Genomic DNA, 14,477 nt, shown 5'->3' with positions numbered 1-14,477 from the left:
GGTCAGAAGTAGGCGTTGGCCGGATCGTCGAAGAGATCGCCCTGCCCTTCGACAAGGCCGCGGGCATCCGCCGGCGAGAGGCCGAGCATGGCGACGAGCGAACGCCACTGCCGCCAGCTCTCGTTGATCTGCGCCACCTCGGGCCGCGTCTTGATCTGGGCGCCGTTGCGGCCCTCGATCTCATAAGTCTCGTCGCCGACGCCGGGGAACAGCGCCCGCAGCTCGCGCAGGCGCACCACCACGCGGCAATATTCCAGCACCACATCCGTGAACTGCGGCTTCAGGCGGTTGAGCGTCGGATCGGCGAGCACGGGCGCGATGCGGTCCCACTCTGCGGCGACGGCATCGCTCATACCGGAAGGGCGCAGATCCGCCGCGAGCCGCTGGGCAACCTCCTTGCGCCGCGCCTCGCTTTCGGCAGTCGGCGCGCCATGCAGCGGCACGACATTGCCGGGATCACCTCTACGGCCCTTCATGTTTCACCGCCCCTCCAGTGGGCTTTTTCCTTTCAATTTCGACTTGTTCCGTCCGAAGGCCCCCAACCGGTCTGCGGTCCCATGGGGCGGGCACTTTTGCCCCCCCCCCGCCCTCCGATGAGACAGGCTGCGCGTGGTATGCTTCCGCAATCAGGGAGGGCGGAACATGGTCGAAGCCAGCTTCTATGTGATGCAGCAACAAGGTCGCTGGGGGTACGGCGATGCTGAAGACGGGCGCGGTTTTCGGGCGTCCGACGCGAACACATTTGAAGGCGCTCTATGGTTCACCGAGATCGCCGCAATCAAAGCGCAAGGGACCGGAGCGCATTGGACGATCTACGTTCCGGACACCTCAGGTCGGTACAAAGTCCACAGCACGATGGATGACCAGTTCAAGTCGTAGCCCGACGGGCCGTCACACCGGCCAGCCGTCGGCACCCCAGGTCAGGCTCTCGCGACCGTGCTCCTCGCGCTGTTTGCGGGAGGAGTGGCAGGGGTCGCAGAGCGACTGGAAGGGGCCACGCCAGAAGGCTTCCACGTCATCCCGATGCGGGGTGACGTGGTCGCAGACGGTGGCGGGTGTGACCACGCCTTCCCGCTCGCACATGAGGCAGAGCGGATGGTCGGCCAGCTGTCTGGTGCGGATGCCCTGCCAGCGGGCGGTGCTGTAGAGGCCGCGTGTCTTGCGGTTGGCGCGGCGGTCCGCGTCATAGCCCCGGTTGGCAAGCCGGCGCGACACCGATCCACCTCCACCGGGCATGAAAAAACCCGGCTGACCGAGTGGCCACCGGGTTCGTTTTTATCCGTGACAAGTGATGCACCAAGTTTCTGCCGCAAGTCAAGCGGCGCCTGGATTCTTTTTCCGAGCCTCCGATCACCAGCCACGAAACTGGAGGGTGAGATTCGGCTCACCATCGGGCGCCCACGGCCGCGCAGACAGCGCCGGCGGCAGCACCTCGTGCGCCTCAAGGGAGACGATCAGCATGGTGGCGAGGTGCGAAAGCGCTGCGTGCCAGAGCTGATATTCGGCACGCGCGGCGACGGCCTCGGCCGGATCGGGCACGAGCAACGTCTTGCGGTAGGCGCCGGGGAACGGGCGCTGACGGCGCGTGTCATACCCATCGACCTCGACTTCCAGCCGAACGGGACCGAAGGCCCCGGGCACCTCCTCCACGATCCTGCGGAACCAGCACGGCTTGCCATTGGCCGTCACGAGCTTCGCCTCGGGCGGGTCGAACTCCCACATGGGCGCGCCGCCGCAGATGGCGTGCCGCTGCACCAGGTTGACCACCGGCCGGCGCAGGCGCGTCTGGCCGTCAACTGCCGTGGTGAGGCAGTCCAGCCCGCGCTGGATGGCCGCCGTGCCATCCTCGCCCAGATCGCCCATGTCGCGGATCGGGTTCCAGCCAGCCGGCACGCGGAAGAAGGCCCCTTCCAGCGTGGATACGGCGTGAAAGACGGTCACGGCATCCTGATGCGGGACGCGGGCCGCGCCCGTGGGCGAGAGGCCGTAGATGTTGCGCACGTCCGTGCCAGAGACGCGGGTGAGCAGTTCGCGGAACATGCTCATGCTGGCCCAGCCTGCGCGCGGCGCGGCCGGGCCGACGCGGTCCACCTCGCCGTTCGGCAGTTCATCCACATACGCCCAGCGCAGTAGCGCCTCGATCCCGATGGTCTTCATACGCTCGCCTCCGTTTGCGAGGGTTGCGAGGGTATGGGTCCGGAAACCGCAAACCCTCGCACGAGTTTTGTTCGTGAATATTCAACGTGTTGCTTTGTCTGTTGCGAGGGTTGCGAGGGTTGCGAGGGTTTTTCTTGAGTACGTAAGGAAAAAATCACCCCGTAACCCCGCTGCATATACACACGTGCGCGCAAACCCTCGCAACCCTCGCAAACCCTTCATTTGCAAGGGCTCAACCCACGCAAAGACCCTCGCAGAACCCTCGCAACCCTCGCAGGGCGGCGCGAGCGAGGGTTTCAGTCCGCATCGGCATACGGCGGCGGGGGGCTGCGGGGCGCGTCAGGCCGCATGGGCACATCGTGCAGGCGGCAGTGGAGATAGCGCCGCACGCGCTCCTTGGTCTTGGTGAACCCCTTGTTGGGCATGGCGAGCCCGAAGGCCGTCTCCTGCCATGGCTTCTTCGCGTTGGCGAGGCACCACGACACGAAGGCCTCATACATCTCGCGCGCCGTGACGGAGCTATTCGCCACCTCCGCCGTCCGCTCCACACAATCGGCGATGAAGGCCCCTATGGGGTCCATCTCCTCGCGATACTCGGCTGTTGCGTCGGCGATCTCCGCCGGCGTGTGCAGGCCCTCCGCGAGGAAGGTGCAGGCGCCCTGAAGCAGCCAGTTGAGGATGCCGGACCGCTCCGCTGCGAACTCACCCAGCACCTCTGTCATCTCCCGTTGTTCTCCGTCGGGGATGGTGACCTCCCAGGGCACGAGGCGCATGCGGCGCCAGATGCCGTGGTCAATTCCGCCGATTCTCGGACGGTCGTTGCCGCTCATCACGGCCTTGAATGTCGGAGTGAAGTCAAAGAAGCCTTTATTGAGATGACGAACACTCATCGGCTCGCCGCCGGTGAGCCCTTTCACGAGGGCCTCCTTCAGCGGTTCGCCCCTCGGCAGCTCGGAGATGCGCACCAGGCGCGCGCCGGGCAAGCGCGCCAGATCCGGCGTAGCCTGATCGCCGCGCCGCTGCCCCTGCCCCGTGAGGCTTTCCGCAGACAGCGTCTGCGCATAGCCGCCCATCAGATCGCACATCACGTTGATGAACGTGCTCTTGCCGTTGGCCCCGCTGCCATAGTGAAAGGCGAGCGCCTGCACGGTGCGGCCCGTGAGCGCGAGGCCGTGGAACACCTGTAGCCACAGACGGATGGCCTCCTTGGGCTGCATGCGGCGCATGAAGGCATCAAACTTGGGACAGGTGGCAGCGGGATCGTAGTCCACCGGCATCAGCTTAGTGACCATTTGCTCGCGCGCGTGCGGCTCGAACCGCACGCTTACGTTCCAACGGGCCGCGTCAGGGTCGGGGCATTCAGGATCGGGCTCGCGCACGAAGCGCAGCGCGCCATTGCGCACAGCCACCAGCAGCGGATCGGCATCGAAGGCCTCCGGCGAGACGGTGCGGTAAGGCTCGGCCTGCTGGATCATCGCGACGGTGCGCGCCCGGTTGCCCGAGCTGATACCGAACTTGCGGCGCGCCGCCTGCCGCTTGGCAAACTCCTCCGGCTCCTCATGCCCGGCGCGGCGCAGCTCGCGCGCTTCCAGAACGATGCGGCCAGCGGTCCAGTGGGCCCGCTGCTCCACAGCAGTCCGCCCGGCCTCCACATCCCAATGCGTGCCGGTCCAGACGTGCCAGCCCAGCTCCCTACCGAACACCAGATCCTTGCCGAAATGCGCAAGGAGACGGTTCGCGTTGCCGATGTCGTTCAGCGGCTGGAGCGCGCATTCCCGCACGATCTCAAAATCAGGGTCCGGTCCGGCGGAGAAAACGTCATCCTCGCCGGGGTCCACGTCCGGATCATCATCCGCACGGCGCGGGTCGCCATAATCGCCCGCAGGGGGCTGCGGGGCGCCAATGGCCTGCTGCATGATGGCCGCGACCGCCGCAGCCCCGCGCGGGATTGGAAGCGCGCTCTCGTTCGGGTGCGTCGTCATTCCTCAATCTCGCAAAATGGTGTATTGTAATACACATTCGCTCTTGACGCACCCGTCGCGTGGTGTATAACTATACATACAAAGACGGACACGAAAGGAGAACGGATGGAACCACTGAAGGCCCACGAGGTGCGGCGCAGGCTTGAGCGGGAAGGCTGGATCGAGGAGCGGGCGAACAAGCACCACACCTTCAGCCACCCGGAAAAGCCGGGGGTCGCGATCGTGGTCCCCAAAGGCCGCAACCCACTCTCGCCGGGCGTCATGCGCCAGATCGCGAAAGTGGCAGGCTGGAAGTGGCCGCCCCGATAATCGGGGCGGTTTCCATCCGCCTCCGATTCCTGAATGGAGACGTAAATCAGATGACCCACTACGCCGCTTTGATCGACAAGGCCGCTGACGGCAGTTTCGGCGTGACCTTCCCCGATGCCCCCGGATGCACCTCCACCGGCGCGACCCTTGAGGAGGCGGCAGCCAATGCCGTCGAGGCCCTGCGCGACTGGATCGAGGTTCTGGAGGGCAAGGGCACTCCGCTCGCCGCGCCCCGCTCCCTCGACGCCATCACCGCCGATCCTGAGGTGAAGGCGGATCTCTCCGCCGGCGCCATTCTGGTGGCGGTTCCTGTCGTGGCTCGGCGCGGCCGCACCGTGCGCGTGCAGGTGACCATGGACGAGGGCACGCTTGCCGCCATCGATGCGGCGGCGGCACGCTCGGGCGAAACCCGCTCGGGTTTCCTCGCCCGCAGCGCGCTGGACGCGATCATGCGCCCCTGACACCCGATGGCGCCCGGCCGAGTGCTGGGCGCCGGTCACTCTGCCGCCCCCGCACGCACGGCGGCAGGGGAGCTCCACGCGATGCCGAGACGATCAAGGACATGGGCCGAAGCGCGCGCCAAAGCGCTAAAGCAGTTGGCGGAGATGACCGACGCGGAAGACGCCGCCATCACTGCCATGGCGGCGGCCGATCCAGATAGCCCTCCGCTCACCGATGAGGGCTTCGCCCGCATGCGCCCGTCCGCCGAGGAGGAGCCGGAGTTCACCGTGGAAGCGCCCGGTGCGCGCGGGACATAGGAGGCGCTGATCGAGGTCATGCCGGTCATCCGGCTTTTGCAGCACGTGCCGACGCCCTTCACCGCAATCGTCCACGGCAGGCAGATGTTTATCGATGAGCCGTCGTGCAAGCTTCGCGCAATGCCGCCAGCGCACCCGTCACGATCAGCCAGATCCTCTGGCCGATCGTGAAATTGCGTTAGATGGTGGTTTTCCGAATGTCCGATAGACTGAACAAGCGACTCCGGCAGCTTAGGCGAGCCCGCATTTTGGGATTCATTCTGTACGCTCTTCTGCTGGTCTTCACATTTGGGTTTCTGGTCGCAGGTGGGCAAGACCCAGCGAACTACACCCACGCCGCCAGCCTCGGTGCCGCAGCTTTGGCCGTAATGGGCGTAAACGGGACCCTGGAAGCTATGGCCTTGTCGGTCGAAATGAAGCTGGGCGAGCTTGAAAGCACGAGGCCGGAACAAAGCCTGGCGGAACTGTTCGACAAGTTCACGCGTGACCTGCATCACATGGAAGCGGAACGGGTCCGAATGATACGCGCTCTCGAGCGCAAGGCTGAATAACGAAGCAACTCCGCCCCCCACTGGGTCCTCGTGGCGGCGTGCGATCGGCGCCGCCACGTCGCTCACGAAGCCAAAGCTGGCGATGTCCATCCGCCGCCCTATTCCGCCGCGCATGGCAGCCCCTCCCTCCAATCGAACCAGCGGATTTCAGCCGCGCCGCAGTGAGCGCGCTCCCAGACGAACCAGGCGAAGGCGATGGCCGACCCTGTCTTCGGCCCATCCCAGCCGTTGCGGTGCATCATCGGGAGCCGCCGCGAGCTCACATGAACACGCGCCAGCGCTCCCGCCTCGAACCACGGCTTGCGCTCGGCCCCCTCCAAGAAGGCCAGCCGAAGCAACATCGCGACGTAGGGCGCGACATCGAGCGCACGATCAACGAAGGCCTGTGCCAGCTTGAAGGGCGGATTCGTCACGATGCCCTCGACGCCTGCAGGGACAGGGAACGGCATGAGGAAATCTTCCCCGGCCCTGCTGTCGGGACATCCTCTGTCCACGAGATCAGTCGCAATCACCCGATGGCCGGCGGCACGGAGCGGCAGGACAATCGCCCCGTCGCCGCAAGCCGGTTCCCAGATGACGCCCGGTATCCGGCCCGCTTCAGCTCGAAGGAACGCAGCCACGGCCTCGGGTGGCGAGGCATAGAAATCATCGCCACGCACCGACAGAGCCGAACAGGTCTCCTTACCCGCCTTGCCGCTCATTCCGCCGCCTCCATCAGCATGTCGTTGAAATCGAGCCCTTCGGGGGGCCAGGCGACGGTGACGAACCGGCCCGGTGCCGCGTGGCGCGCCTGCGCGCGCTCCATGGCGCAGCGGGTGGCGAAAGGATCGCTGTCCCCGTCCGCCAGAAGCGTCAGATGGGTGACGGTGTCCGGCACGAACATGGCCGGGCTCTCCATGTCCGGCTGGGGGCCGGGCACGCGCTGGGCCCGCGTGCGGCCGAGGCTGTCGGTTCGCTTCAGGGTCGGGTGCGGCACGGTCTCGGTCGCCTTGCCGGTGAGATTGCCGAGCGAGATGCCAACGGCGAACTCGCAATCGGCATGGATGCCGGAGGTGGTCAGCAGCGCCGTGCGCGCCGCCGCCACCGTCTCGATCCCCTCCCCCGCGACGGACCGGCGCGGCGTGCCGCTTGCCGCCGGCGCCAGCAGGATGCGCCCGCCCTTCATGGAGCCGCGCACCTTCTTCGCCGGCAGCAGTTCGCCGGTCTCGGGATCGGCGATCACCGCCTTGCCCTTGGGCTGGGCGAGATCGAGCCAGGTGCAATGCAGGCCCCGGAAGACGCCCTCCGCATCCGTGATGGCCGCGAGCATGGCCGGGCCGCGATGGACGAGGCGCGGCACCTTGCGCGCCCGGTCATCCTCGACCTCGCCGTTGAAATAGGGCGCGTCGGGCAGGAAGCGCAGCGCCTTGCAGGGCTCCGGCAGGGCGAGGCCGCGCCGCGCGAAATAGCCCGCCAGCATGGGCGCGGCGTGCGCGGGCTGCGCCTTCAGCCACTGTTCGTGGAAGAGGTGCCGCCGCTCGCGCTCGCGATAATCTGCCGCCTGCGCCTCGCGCTTCGCCTCGGCCGCGCGACGCTCCTCCGCCCGCCGGGCCAACTCCTCCGGCGAGAGGCGCGTGCCCTCGCCGCGCGGCGCCTTGCGGCCGGTGAGCGTCTCGCACGCGCCGAGGAAGTCGGCCCCGTCGAGATACTGCACCAGCGCAATGGCATCGCCGCCCCGGCCGGAGCCCCGGCAGATCCAGATGTCCTTGCGCGCATGGACGCCGAAGCGGTCCGTGCCGCCGCACACCGGGCACGGGCCCACATGCTCGGTGCCCGCCCGCCGCAGCTTGATGCCACGGCGATCCAGCACGGCAAGGCAGGAGACATCCCGCGCCGCCTTCACCCAGGCATCAAAATCTGGATCGCGCGGGCCGCTCATGCCGCCCTCCGCATTTCGCGCCGGAGCACCTCGCTCTCGCGCTCGCTCCACACCCGCCCGTTGGCGGCCTTGCCGGCCAGCGCATCCGCGAGGCGCTCCGGCGAGAGGCACAGCAGCCGCGCGATCTCGCTCGGCTGATAGCCGCGCGCCGCCATGCGCCGCGCCGCGACGGCGCGACGGCGGTAGCGACTCGACAGACGGATGATGACGGGCGGGCGGCGCATGCTCAGGCCGCCACGATCTGCGGAGCGCCGCACTGACGTGCCAGCTCCTGGGCGAGGCAGTAGACCAGATCGCCGCTGACGACGCACAGGTCACGGATTCCAGCACCGTCGATGCGCATCGGCGCCGGCCTTTCACCCAACCGCGAAAAGAGACGCTCCCGCCCAGATGCCCTCTCGATGACGGCATAGGGATGTGAATGGCAGAAGCGGATGGCATGCACCCTGCGAGCCTGACCCACATCGCCAAGGACTGCGGCCAGAACGTCCGAGAGCCGATCCCCGTCAGCCCAACCCATCTCCCGCATAGCGCCAAAATCAACCACGGCCCGAGCCGCGTCAGTTGCCCTCACGCTTCCGCCCACGCCAATGAGGGCAGCAGCCAGATGGTGGGCCTGAAGTCGAGGCGCATGACGGCCACGGCCTGCCAGCGGCAGCGCGCCGCTTCCGCGCAGCCTGCGAAAGCGGATGTCGAGGTCCGCTGTGGTGCGGCCGGAGATCTCCGGAAGCAGCCGTTCAAGATCGCGGGCGATCATCGTCAGCCCGCCCGGAAGCTGCGCACGTTGTCAGCCGCCCCGGCCGGGCCCGTGGCCTTCACGGCGGCGAGGCCGGCGCGAAAGGTGCGCAGTGAGGTTTCCTGCTCCGCTGCCGCACGATCCAGCTGCTCCGCCTCGGCAGGCGTGATGGTCATGTCTTCCAGGGCGCGGGCCATGAGCGTGGCCATCTCGGCGCTCTTGCGCAGCACCTCGGCGTGGCGGTCCAGCAGGCTGGAGGCGGTCTGCGCGGAGGCCTCATCCGTGAGCCGCCGACCGTGAAACTCCGCCATCACCGTGGTGACGAGCGGAACCCCGCAATCCGCCTCCAGCGCGATGGCCGAGGCGAGGTCGATCAGGTCCGGCGCCGTCACCGTTTGCCAGCGGGACACTTCGGTCTTGCTGGTGCTCGCCAGCTCGCCGGCGCGCATGACGCCGCCGCAGAGCTTCACCAGATCGCGCGTGGCCGACTTGATCTGATGAAACCATTGTTCCGAAACCGCGCGACTGTCCATCTATACTCTCCTGTCAAAAGGCAACAGCTTTCCCAAGTTGGGAAAACGCGCCGCGTTTTCCCGAACCGGGAATACTTTTCATGTGCTTTATTGGCGGTGTTCAGATCACGGCGGATGAGTCGCCGGGATGGCCTTGAAGAGATGGGGGCGGGGCGCAGCTAACACCCCGCACCCGCCAGCCCCCGTGCGGGAGACGCACACGGAGACGGATATGGAATTCGACTTCATGCTCGCCAAAGACCTGCTCACCGCAGCCGGGATCGCCACCGGGATAGGGCTCGGCCTCTGGAGCCGATGGGACATCATGGCCGAAGCCCGCCGGCGGAAAGAAAAGGAAGCACCGAGGGTCGAGGCCCAGATGGGCAGGGAGGAGAATGGTTGGCGAATGGTGCTGATCACCATTACTCCACGCGACGACGAGCCATTCGAGGTTACGCATGTGAAGATCGGGAACGGTCTGCGCATTGCTCCCTCCACCTATCGCAAGGAACAGCGCGAGAGACTGCGCAGAGGATCGAGCTTCTGGGAGACCGAGGGATATGTTGACGTGCGCACAGTCTCGGTCCCCGTGCCCGATCCAGAGGCCAGTGCGTCTTCGGTCGAGATCGGATCAGCCGTGCGTGGCAAGTCGCCAAGGCTCGTGCTGTGGATCTCCGGCGAGGCCCTCTCGAAGAACCCATCAATGGAGCCGCGGATCAGCATCAAGTGCCGCTCGATGTCCAACAGCAGAAGATACTTCTTGGTCAGAGCAGCAATCAGAATGCCGAGAGTGGCGGATTGAACGATCACGAGGACTTCCAACGCATACTTCATGCCGCCTCCTCGCGTGCCGCGTCGGGCAGCTCCGGCTTGAACGGAATGAAATCGTTGGGAGTAACCCTGCCTCCTGTCACAGCCTGAATGCGGGCCATCACCGCAGGGCGTGGAACACGTGAGCCGTTTGCATAACGGCTGACCGTTGCCTGCGTCGTTTGGATCTTTCGACCGAACTCCGCGTGGGTGAGCTGCGCTTCGGTAAGGAAGTCAGAGAGAGTCATGCCATGACTAATACCATATTGGTTTCACCACGCAATACCGCATTGGTGTTGGAATGTGCAAGGGACGGGCATTACCAATTCGGTATGAACCCGCTGCGCTTTCACCGCGAACGCCTGAAGCTGAGCCAAGCGGCATTGGCGAAGCTTGCCAACACGTCGCAGCCTCAAATCGACAGGCTGGAAAAGGGGCAGCGCTCGCTCACGAAGCAATGGGCCCTACGTCTGGCACCAATCTTTGGCGTTGACCCATCCGATTTGATGTTCGCGGAGGATGCCAGGCACCTCGAATCCGAGGAGGCAGCTGCGATCATCGAGACCGCCCCTCCGCCTATCGATGAGATGACGATTGGAAGTGAAACAGGAAGGCGCGGGATACCTGATGACGCCTCGGCCCAGATCGACGTCACGGCAGGAATGGGCGGCGGCGGGTTGACCATCGTGTCGGATGGCGTGCCGGGCCGCAGCGGGATGACGTTCTCCGCTGAGCACGTCCGTGACTATTGGCGGCTGCCTCACGATGTAACGGCTGCCCTCGGTCTAAAGGCCGCCGACGTCATCGTCATTCCCGTCCAAGGGGACAGCATGGAGGCCACCCTTTCCGAAGGCGACTTCGTGTTCGTTGACACGCGTCATCGTCTTCCGTCGCCTGACGGTCTCTATTGTTTGACCGACGATTTCGGCGGCTTAGTCGTGAAGCGGCTGGAGATTTCCTCTCATCCCCGCGACGAGGAAATCACCGTGCGGATTATCTCAGACAATTCCCGCCATGCCCCTAAAGAGCGGGCCCTCTCCGACATTCAGATCATTGGCCGCGTCGTGCGGAAATTCGGGGTAGTAGGCTGATCGGCGCGCGGCTAGGCGCCACGGTATCATTTGACCTGAGACGATGCATTCAGAGTAGACCCGAATTTCGCCAGTGATTCAGCGCCGCATTTCATGATTATTGGTCACATGAAATCTCTGCCCGAGGCGCAAGATGCCAAAATCAACAATGAAATCACAAAATGGCAACTCCTGCGGTGCCCATTGTGCCGCGCTAGCAATCTCCGAGTTGACCGGAAATGCAATTTTTACGGATGAGGCGATTGTTGAAGGCATTCTCTGGAACTCCATTATCTTCAGAGCAAGCCATGACCCGATGACAATATTAATGGCCAATAACAAATACACCGACCCGAGAAGGGTCGTTACTTATATCAACAATAAATCTCTTCCCATCAAGGCAGAGCTCATTCTTGATACCGTTTCGCAGGCAGCTGCAAATAATTTCCTCAATCAAACCGATCAACAGAAAGTAGATGCATGTCTAAATGTCTTGGCCGGAGAGTACAAGACAGCCACATTGAACATCGATGAGGGAAAATATTATAGCTGCACATACTATCATTTTCATTCACGAATCCCGTCTAAAAATACGTTCGCTTTGTTTCACAACATTTTGGTTACTAAACATAAAGGCGCTGAATATTATTACAACTCCAACGAAAATAGCCCGGCATGGATTCCGGTTGCGGCGGGCGGCTGGAAGCGGCTCGACGGACAGAACAACAGAACAAACAGCTATGTTTTTAGCGGGCTAGCAGTCGTCGTGGCTCCGTCCTAATGGCGAGGCGCTAGCGGCATCGGCCTCCCGTATGCCATTTTGGTGTTGACCGTTAAAACCAAATCGGTATTGACTGTGCTCCATCACTCCAGATGGGGCACCCCATGCACATCCATCCGTCCGTTCCCCGGCTCGGCTTCGGGCCGCGCGATATCGTGCGCTGCATCGAGACCGCCGGCCTGCCCGATGCGCCCCTGACGCGCGGCCACATCTACACGGTGAAGGCCGTCGAAGGCCTCGACACCATCGAGCCCGCGAAGCTCGCGGTCTCGCCCATCGTTCACCTCGAGGGCATTCCCGGCGCCTTCGCCCCCTTCCGCTTCAAGCTCCAGGCGCACGGCATCCAGCCGTCCGGGGCCGACCCCGTCGCCATCCGCATGGCACGGGTGATGCGCCGCCACGAGGCCGAGACCGGCGCCTGCACGGCGGATGATCTCGCCCGCGCCGGCTTCACCTCGGCGCAGATCCTCGAATACGCGGACGAGGCCCGCGGCCTTGCCGGAGCCCCCTCCGAACTGGCGGCGGCCTGATCCATGGCGATGCTGCTCGCCCTGCCTCCGCGCTCGCCCGCGCTCGACACCAGCGCCACCCTTGTGTGGAGCGCCTCGACCGCGCTCCTCGCCGCCGTGCGCGCGGGAGACCGGCGGCAGGCTGAAGAGCTGGGCACGCTGCTCATCAACACCCGCGAGGATCGGCGCTGCACGCCAGCCCGCGCCCGCCTCATCACCAGCACCATGGAGATCGCGCTGCGCGCCTTCGGCGGCACCGCGCCCACCTTCGCCCCCGTACAGCCCGACGACGGGGAGGTGGCATGAGCGCCCACGCCTGGATCCAGACCAGCCGCAGCGAGGTGTTCGATCTGCTGAGCCCGCGCGCGTCAGATATCGACCTCCTGGGTGAGGTGCCCGAGGTGCTGGCGCGCACGCCGCGTTTCAACGGGCATGTGCGGGCCGGGCCCTACAGCGTGGCGCAGCATAGCGTCCTCGGGGCGAAGGCGATCTTGGACGATCCGGTGGAGGTGCGGCGCGGCGCGGTGACGCTCGCCCGCGCCTTCATCCTGCACGATGTGCATGAATTCGCCGTCGGCGATATCGCCACGCCGGTGGTGGAGGCGTTGGCCTTCTGGTGTGGGTGCGCCACGACGGTGGCGCTGCCGCCCGAAAGCGGCGTTGAGCCGGCGGAGCTCGGCCGCACCATCCTCAAGACCGGGCTGCATGCGCTGAAATCCAACATTGACCGCGCGGTGCACGAGGCCGCCGGCATGAGCTGGCCGCTCGATCAGGAGATCGCCGACCGCGTGAAGGTGTGGGATCTGCGGATGCTGGCCAGCGAACGCCGCCAGCTACTCGGCCCGGCGCCCAAGCCCTGGCACCCGGCAGTGGAGCGCGCCGAACCCGCCCCCATCAAGGGCCGCATCAAGGTCCAGCCGTGGCCGGAGGCGGCTGACGACTTCCGCAAGCTTCTCCTCCGGCTTTTCCCCCACCTCCAGAAGGAGCCCGCATGACCACGCCGCGCATCATCCGCAGCTTCACACAGGCGCTCGGGCTTCTCGCCCGTGGCCGGTTTGAGCAGCGGTGCAACGACGATCTCTCCCGCGCCATCCAGGCGCTGGAGGAGCACCCCGAAGAGAAGGCAAAGGCCACCGTCACCGTGACGCTGGAACTCACCAAGCTCGCTGACCGCATCGACGTGAAGCCCACCAGCAAGGTGAAACTGCCGGAGGAGAAGGGCCATCCCTCCACCGCCTTCTGGCCGATGGAAGGCGGGCTGTCCGTCCAGCACCCAAGCCAGGCGGACATGTTCGCCGGCCCGCGCGACGCCGCCGAGCGCCACAGCGCCTGATCTCCCCTCCCACCCCCGAGAGAGCCGACCATGTCGCATTCCGATTCCTATGACGCCGAGGCCTTGAACCTCGTCGCCGGCCTTGGACGTGACGCCAGCAAGCCGGAACTGATCATGCTGCCTACCAAGGGGCTGAAGCCCGGCCTGCCGGAGCATGTGCCCGTCCTGTTCGACCGCGTGAAGCACGAGGTCATTCCCGTGCTCGAACACATCGAGGCCGCTCGCCCGCCCATGGAGCGCAAGGGCACCGCGAAGGTGGAGACGCTCGCGTCGTTCATCGCGCTGGTGAACCGGCACAAGGATGACAACTGCGTCATCTTCGCCGCCACCTCCTGGCCCAGCCCCAGGCTCACGGCGGTGCTGAACTATCACACGGCGGCCGGCGAGGCCCGGTGGAGCAACCACCGGGTGGAATATGCCTTCCCGCTGACGGACGAGTTCAAGGCGTGGGTTGGGAGCAACGGCAAGGAGTTCGATCAGGTGGGCTTTGCCGCCTTCCTCGAGAACCACGCCGCGGAACTGGCCACGCCGCTGCCCGGCGAGATCGCCGAGTTCGAGCGCCTGTTCAAGGAGCGCTTCGCCAATCCCAACGAACTCATCGACCTCTCGCGCTCGCTCGAAGTGTTCCAGAGCGCGAAGGTGAAGCAGGGCGTGCGCCTCCAGACGGGCGAGCGGCAGGTGATCTTCACCACCGAGCACACCAATGCGGCCGGCGAGCCGGTGGATATCCCCGGCATCTTCATGGTGTCCGTCGCCCCCTTCGTGAGCGGCGACGCGGAGGCGCAGACCGTGCGTATCCCGGCCCGCATCCGCTACCGGATCAAGGGCGGCGAGATTGCGTGGTTCTATCAGCTCTATCGCTGGGAATTCTGGCTGCGCGAGCGTGTGCAGGGCGATCTCGCCATCGCCGCCAAGGAAACCGGCCTGCCCGCCTATGAGGGTGCGCCGGAAACCGGGGCCTGACCCATGGCATCGGCCGCGCATCTTGAGGCCCAGCGCCGCGAGATGATCGCGGCCCTCGCCGCCGCCACACGGCGGCACGACGCGCGCA

General features: G+C 65.5%; 22 protein-coding genes. 11 read left to right on the top strand and 11 right to left on the bottom strand.

Annotation, left to right across the window (positions count from 1 at the left end):
* Positions 1-2: 2 nt before the first annotated feature.
* Positions 3-476: a P27 family phage terminase small subunit gene (locus DFO45_RS11340; protein WP_133864954.1), complete on the bottom strand. Its 474-nt coding sequence runs from the start codon at positions 474-476 to the stop codon at positions 3-5.
* A gap of 166 nt (positions 477-642) precedes the next feature.
* Between DFO45_RS11340 and DFO45_RS11335 the strand changes: the two genes are divergently transcribed.
* Entirely contained in the window at positions 643-879 is a 237-nt protein-coding gene (locus DFO45_RS11335; RefSeq protein ID WP_133864953.1) for a hypothetical protein, read from the top strand.
* 12 nt (positions 880-891) lie between these two features.
* Here DFO45_RS11335 and DFO45_RS11330 read toward each other — a convergent pair whose 3' ends face one another.
* The 3 genes from DFO45_RS11330 to DFO45_RS11320 form a co-directional block, all read right to left on the bottom strand.
* Positions 892-1,215, bottom strand: coding sequence for an HNH endonuclease (locus DFO45_RS11330; RefSeq protein WP_245518036.1), 324 nt, complete (start codon positions 1,213-1,215; stop codon positions 892-894).
* 135 nt (positions 1,216-1,350) lie between these two features.
* Positions 1,351-2,157, bottom strand: coding sequence for a hypothetical protein (locus DFO45_RS11325; protein WP_133864952.1), 807 nt, complete (start codon positions 2,155-2,157; stop codon positions 1,351-1,353).
* Positions 2,158-2,453: 296 nt separating this feature from the next.
* Entirely contained in the window at positions 2,454-4,139 is a 1,686-nt protein-coding gene (locus DFO45_RS11320) for a phage/plasmid primase, P4 family (RefSeq protein ID WP_133864951.1), read from the bottom strand.
* A 105-nt stretch (positions 4,140-4,244) separates the two neighbouring features.
* On the opposite strand from DFO45_RS11320, the gene DFO45_RS11315 reads away from it, so the two are divergent.
* Together DFO45_RS11315 and DFO45_RS11310 are read left to right on the top strand one after the other, a co-directional pair.
* The gene (locus DFO45_RS11315; RefSeq protein ID WP_208299779.1) at positions 4,245-4,448 is read left to right on the top strand and encodes a type II toxin-antitoxin system HicA family toxin; all 204 of its coding nucleotides are present in this window, start codon (positions 4,245-4,247) and stop codon (positions 4,446-4,448) included.
* Between the two features lie 50 nt (positions 4,449-4,498).
* Positions 4,499-4,909 (top strand): type II toxin-antitoxin system HicB family antitoxin, encoded by a 411-nt coding sequence (locus tag DFO45_RS11310; RefSeq protein ID WP_133864950.1) that lies wholly within the window; start codon positions 4,499-4,501, stop codon positions 4,907-4,909.
* 35 nt (positions 4,910-4,944) lie between these two features.
* Here the strand turns inward: DFO45_RS11310 and DFO45_RS11305 are convergent, their stop codons facing one another.
* Genes DFO45_RS11305 through DFO45_RS11280 form a run of 6 tightly spaced genes read right to left on the bottom strand, consistent with a single transcriptional unit; the run spans position 4,945 to position 8,944 of the window.
* The gene (locus DFO45_RS11305; RefSeq protein WP_133864949.1) at positions 4,945-5,847 is read right to left on the bottom strand and encodes a hypothetical protein; all 903 of its coding nucleotides are present in this window, start codon (positions 5,845-5,847) and stop codon (positions 4,945-4,947) included.
* A gap of 8 nt (positions 5,848-5,855) precedes the next feature.
* Positions 5,856-6,458 (bottom strand): hypothetical protein, encoded by a 603-nt coding sequence (locus DFO45_RS11300; RefSeq protein WP_133864948.1) that lies wholly within the window; start codon positions 6,456-6,458, stop codon positions 5,856-5,858.
* Positions 6,455-7,675, bottom strand: coding sequence for a CHC2 zinc finger domain-containing protein (locus tag DFO45_RS11295; protein WP_133864947.1), 1,221 nt, complete (start codon positions 7,673-7,675; stop codon positions 6,455-6,457). The genes DFO45_RS11300 and DFO45_RS11295 overlap by 4 nt, the downstream gene beginning before the upstream one ends.
* On the bottom strand, positions 7,672-7,899 hold the full coding sequence (locus DFO45_RS11290) for a hypothetical protein (RefSeq protein ID WP_133864946.1): 228 nt from the start codon (positions 7,897-7,899) through the stop codon (positions 7,672-7,674). Before DFO45_RS11290 ends, DFO45_RS11295 begins: the two co-directional genes overlap by 4 nt.
* 2 nt (positions 7,900-7,901) lie before the next feature.
* Positions 7,902-8,432, bottom strand: a complete 531-nt coding sequence (locus DFO45_RS11285) for a hypothetical protein (protein ID WP_133864945.1) — start codon at positions 8,430-8,432, stop codon at positions 7,902-7,904.
* 2 nt (positions 8,433-8,434) lie between these two features.
* A complete protein-coding gene (locus DFO45_RS11280; protein WP_133864944.1) occupies positions 8,435-8,944 on the bottom strand; it encodes a hypothetical protein in 510 nt (169 codons plus the stop codon).
* A gap of 211 nt (positions 8,945-9,155) precedes the next feature.
* Here DFO45_RS11280 and DFO45_RS11275 point away from each other — a divergent pair, with 211 nt between their 5' ends.
* Positions 9,156-9,725: a hypothetical protein gene (locus DFO45_RS11275; RefSeq protein ID WP_133864943.1), complete on the top strand. Its 570-nt coding sequence runs from the start codon at positions 9,156-9,158 to the stop codon at positions 9,723-9,725.
* A gap of 28 nt (positions 9,726-9,753) precedes the next feature.
* On the opposite strand, the gene DFO45_RS11270 is transcribed toward DFO45_RS11275, so the two are convergent.
* Positions 9,754-9,981 (bottom strand): helix-turn-helix transcriptional regulator, encoded by a 228-nt coding sequence (locus tag DFO45_RS11270; protein WP_133864942.1) that lies wholly within the window; start codon positions 9,979-9,981, stop codon positions 9,754-9,756.
* Positions 9,982-9,984: 3 nt separating this feature from the next.
* On the opposite strand from DFO45_RS11270, the gene DFO45_RS11265 reads away from it, so the two are divergent.
* From DFO45_RS11265 to DFO45_RS11235, 7 genes are all read left to right on the top strand, one after another.
* Positions 9,985-10,824 carry a S24 family peptidase gene (locus DFO45_RS11265; protein ID WP_245518035.1) on the top strand — a complete coding sequence of 280 codons (840 nt, stop codon included), beginning with the start codon at positions 9,985-9,987 and terminating at the stop codon, positions 10,822-10,824.
* 148 nt (positions 10,825-10,972) lie between these two features.
* Positions 10,973-11,584, top strand: a complete 612-nt coding sequence (locus DFO45_RS11260) for a hypothetical protein (protein ID WP_133864941.1) — start codon at positions 10,973-10,975, stop codon at positions 11,582-11,584.
* Between the two features lie 104 nt (positions 11,585-11,688).
* A complete protein-coding gene (locus DFO45_RS11255) occupies positions 11,689-12,114 on the top strand; it encodes a hypothetical protein (RefSeq protein ID WP_133864940.1) in 426 nt (141 codons plus the stop codon).
* A 3-nt stretch (positions 12,115-12,117) separates the two neighbouring features.
* Positions 12,118-12,399 (top strand): hypothetical protein, encoded by a 282-nt coding sequence (locus DFO45_RS11250; RefSeq protein ID WP_133864939.1) that lies wholly within the window; start codon positions 12,118-12,120, stop codon positions 12,397-12,399.
* Positions 12,396-13,088 (top strand): hypothetical protein, encoded by a 693-nt coding sequence (locus tag DFO45_RS11245; protein WP_133864938.1) that lies wholly within the window; start codon positions 12,396-12,398, stop codon positions 13,086-13,088. The genes DFO45_RS11250 and DFO45_RS11245 overlap by 4 nt, the downstream gene beginning before the upstream one ends.
* Positions 13,085-13,426 (top strand): hypothetical protein, encoded by a 342-nt coding sequence (locus DFO45_RS11240; RefSeq protein ID WP_133864937.1) that lies wholly within the window; start codon positions 13,085-13,087, stop codon positions 13,424-13,426. Before DFO45_RS11245 ends, DFO45_RS11240 begins: the two co-directional genes overlap by 4 nt.
* Before the next feature lie 30 nt (positions 13,427-13,456).
* Entirely contained in the window at positions 13,457-14,389 is a 933-nt protein-coding gene (locus DFO45_RS11235) for a DUF2303 family protein (RefSeq protein WP_133864936.1), read from the top strand.
* Positions 14,390-14,477: the final 88 nt, after the last annotated feature.

The organism is Azorhizobium sp. AG788 (assembly GCF_004364705.1).
GTDB lineage: Bacteria > Pseudomonadota > Alphaproteobacteria > Rhizobiales > Xanthobacteraceae > Azorhizobium > Azorhizobium caulinodans.
This window is presented reverse-complemented; position numbering and strand designations above follow the sequence as displayed.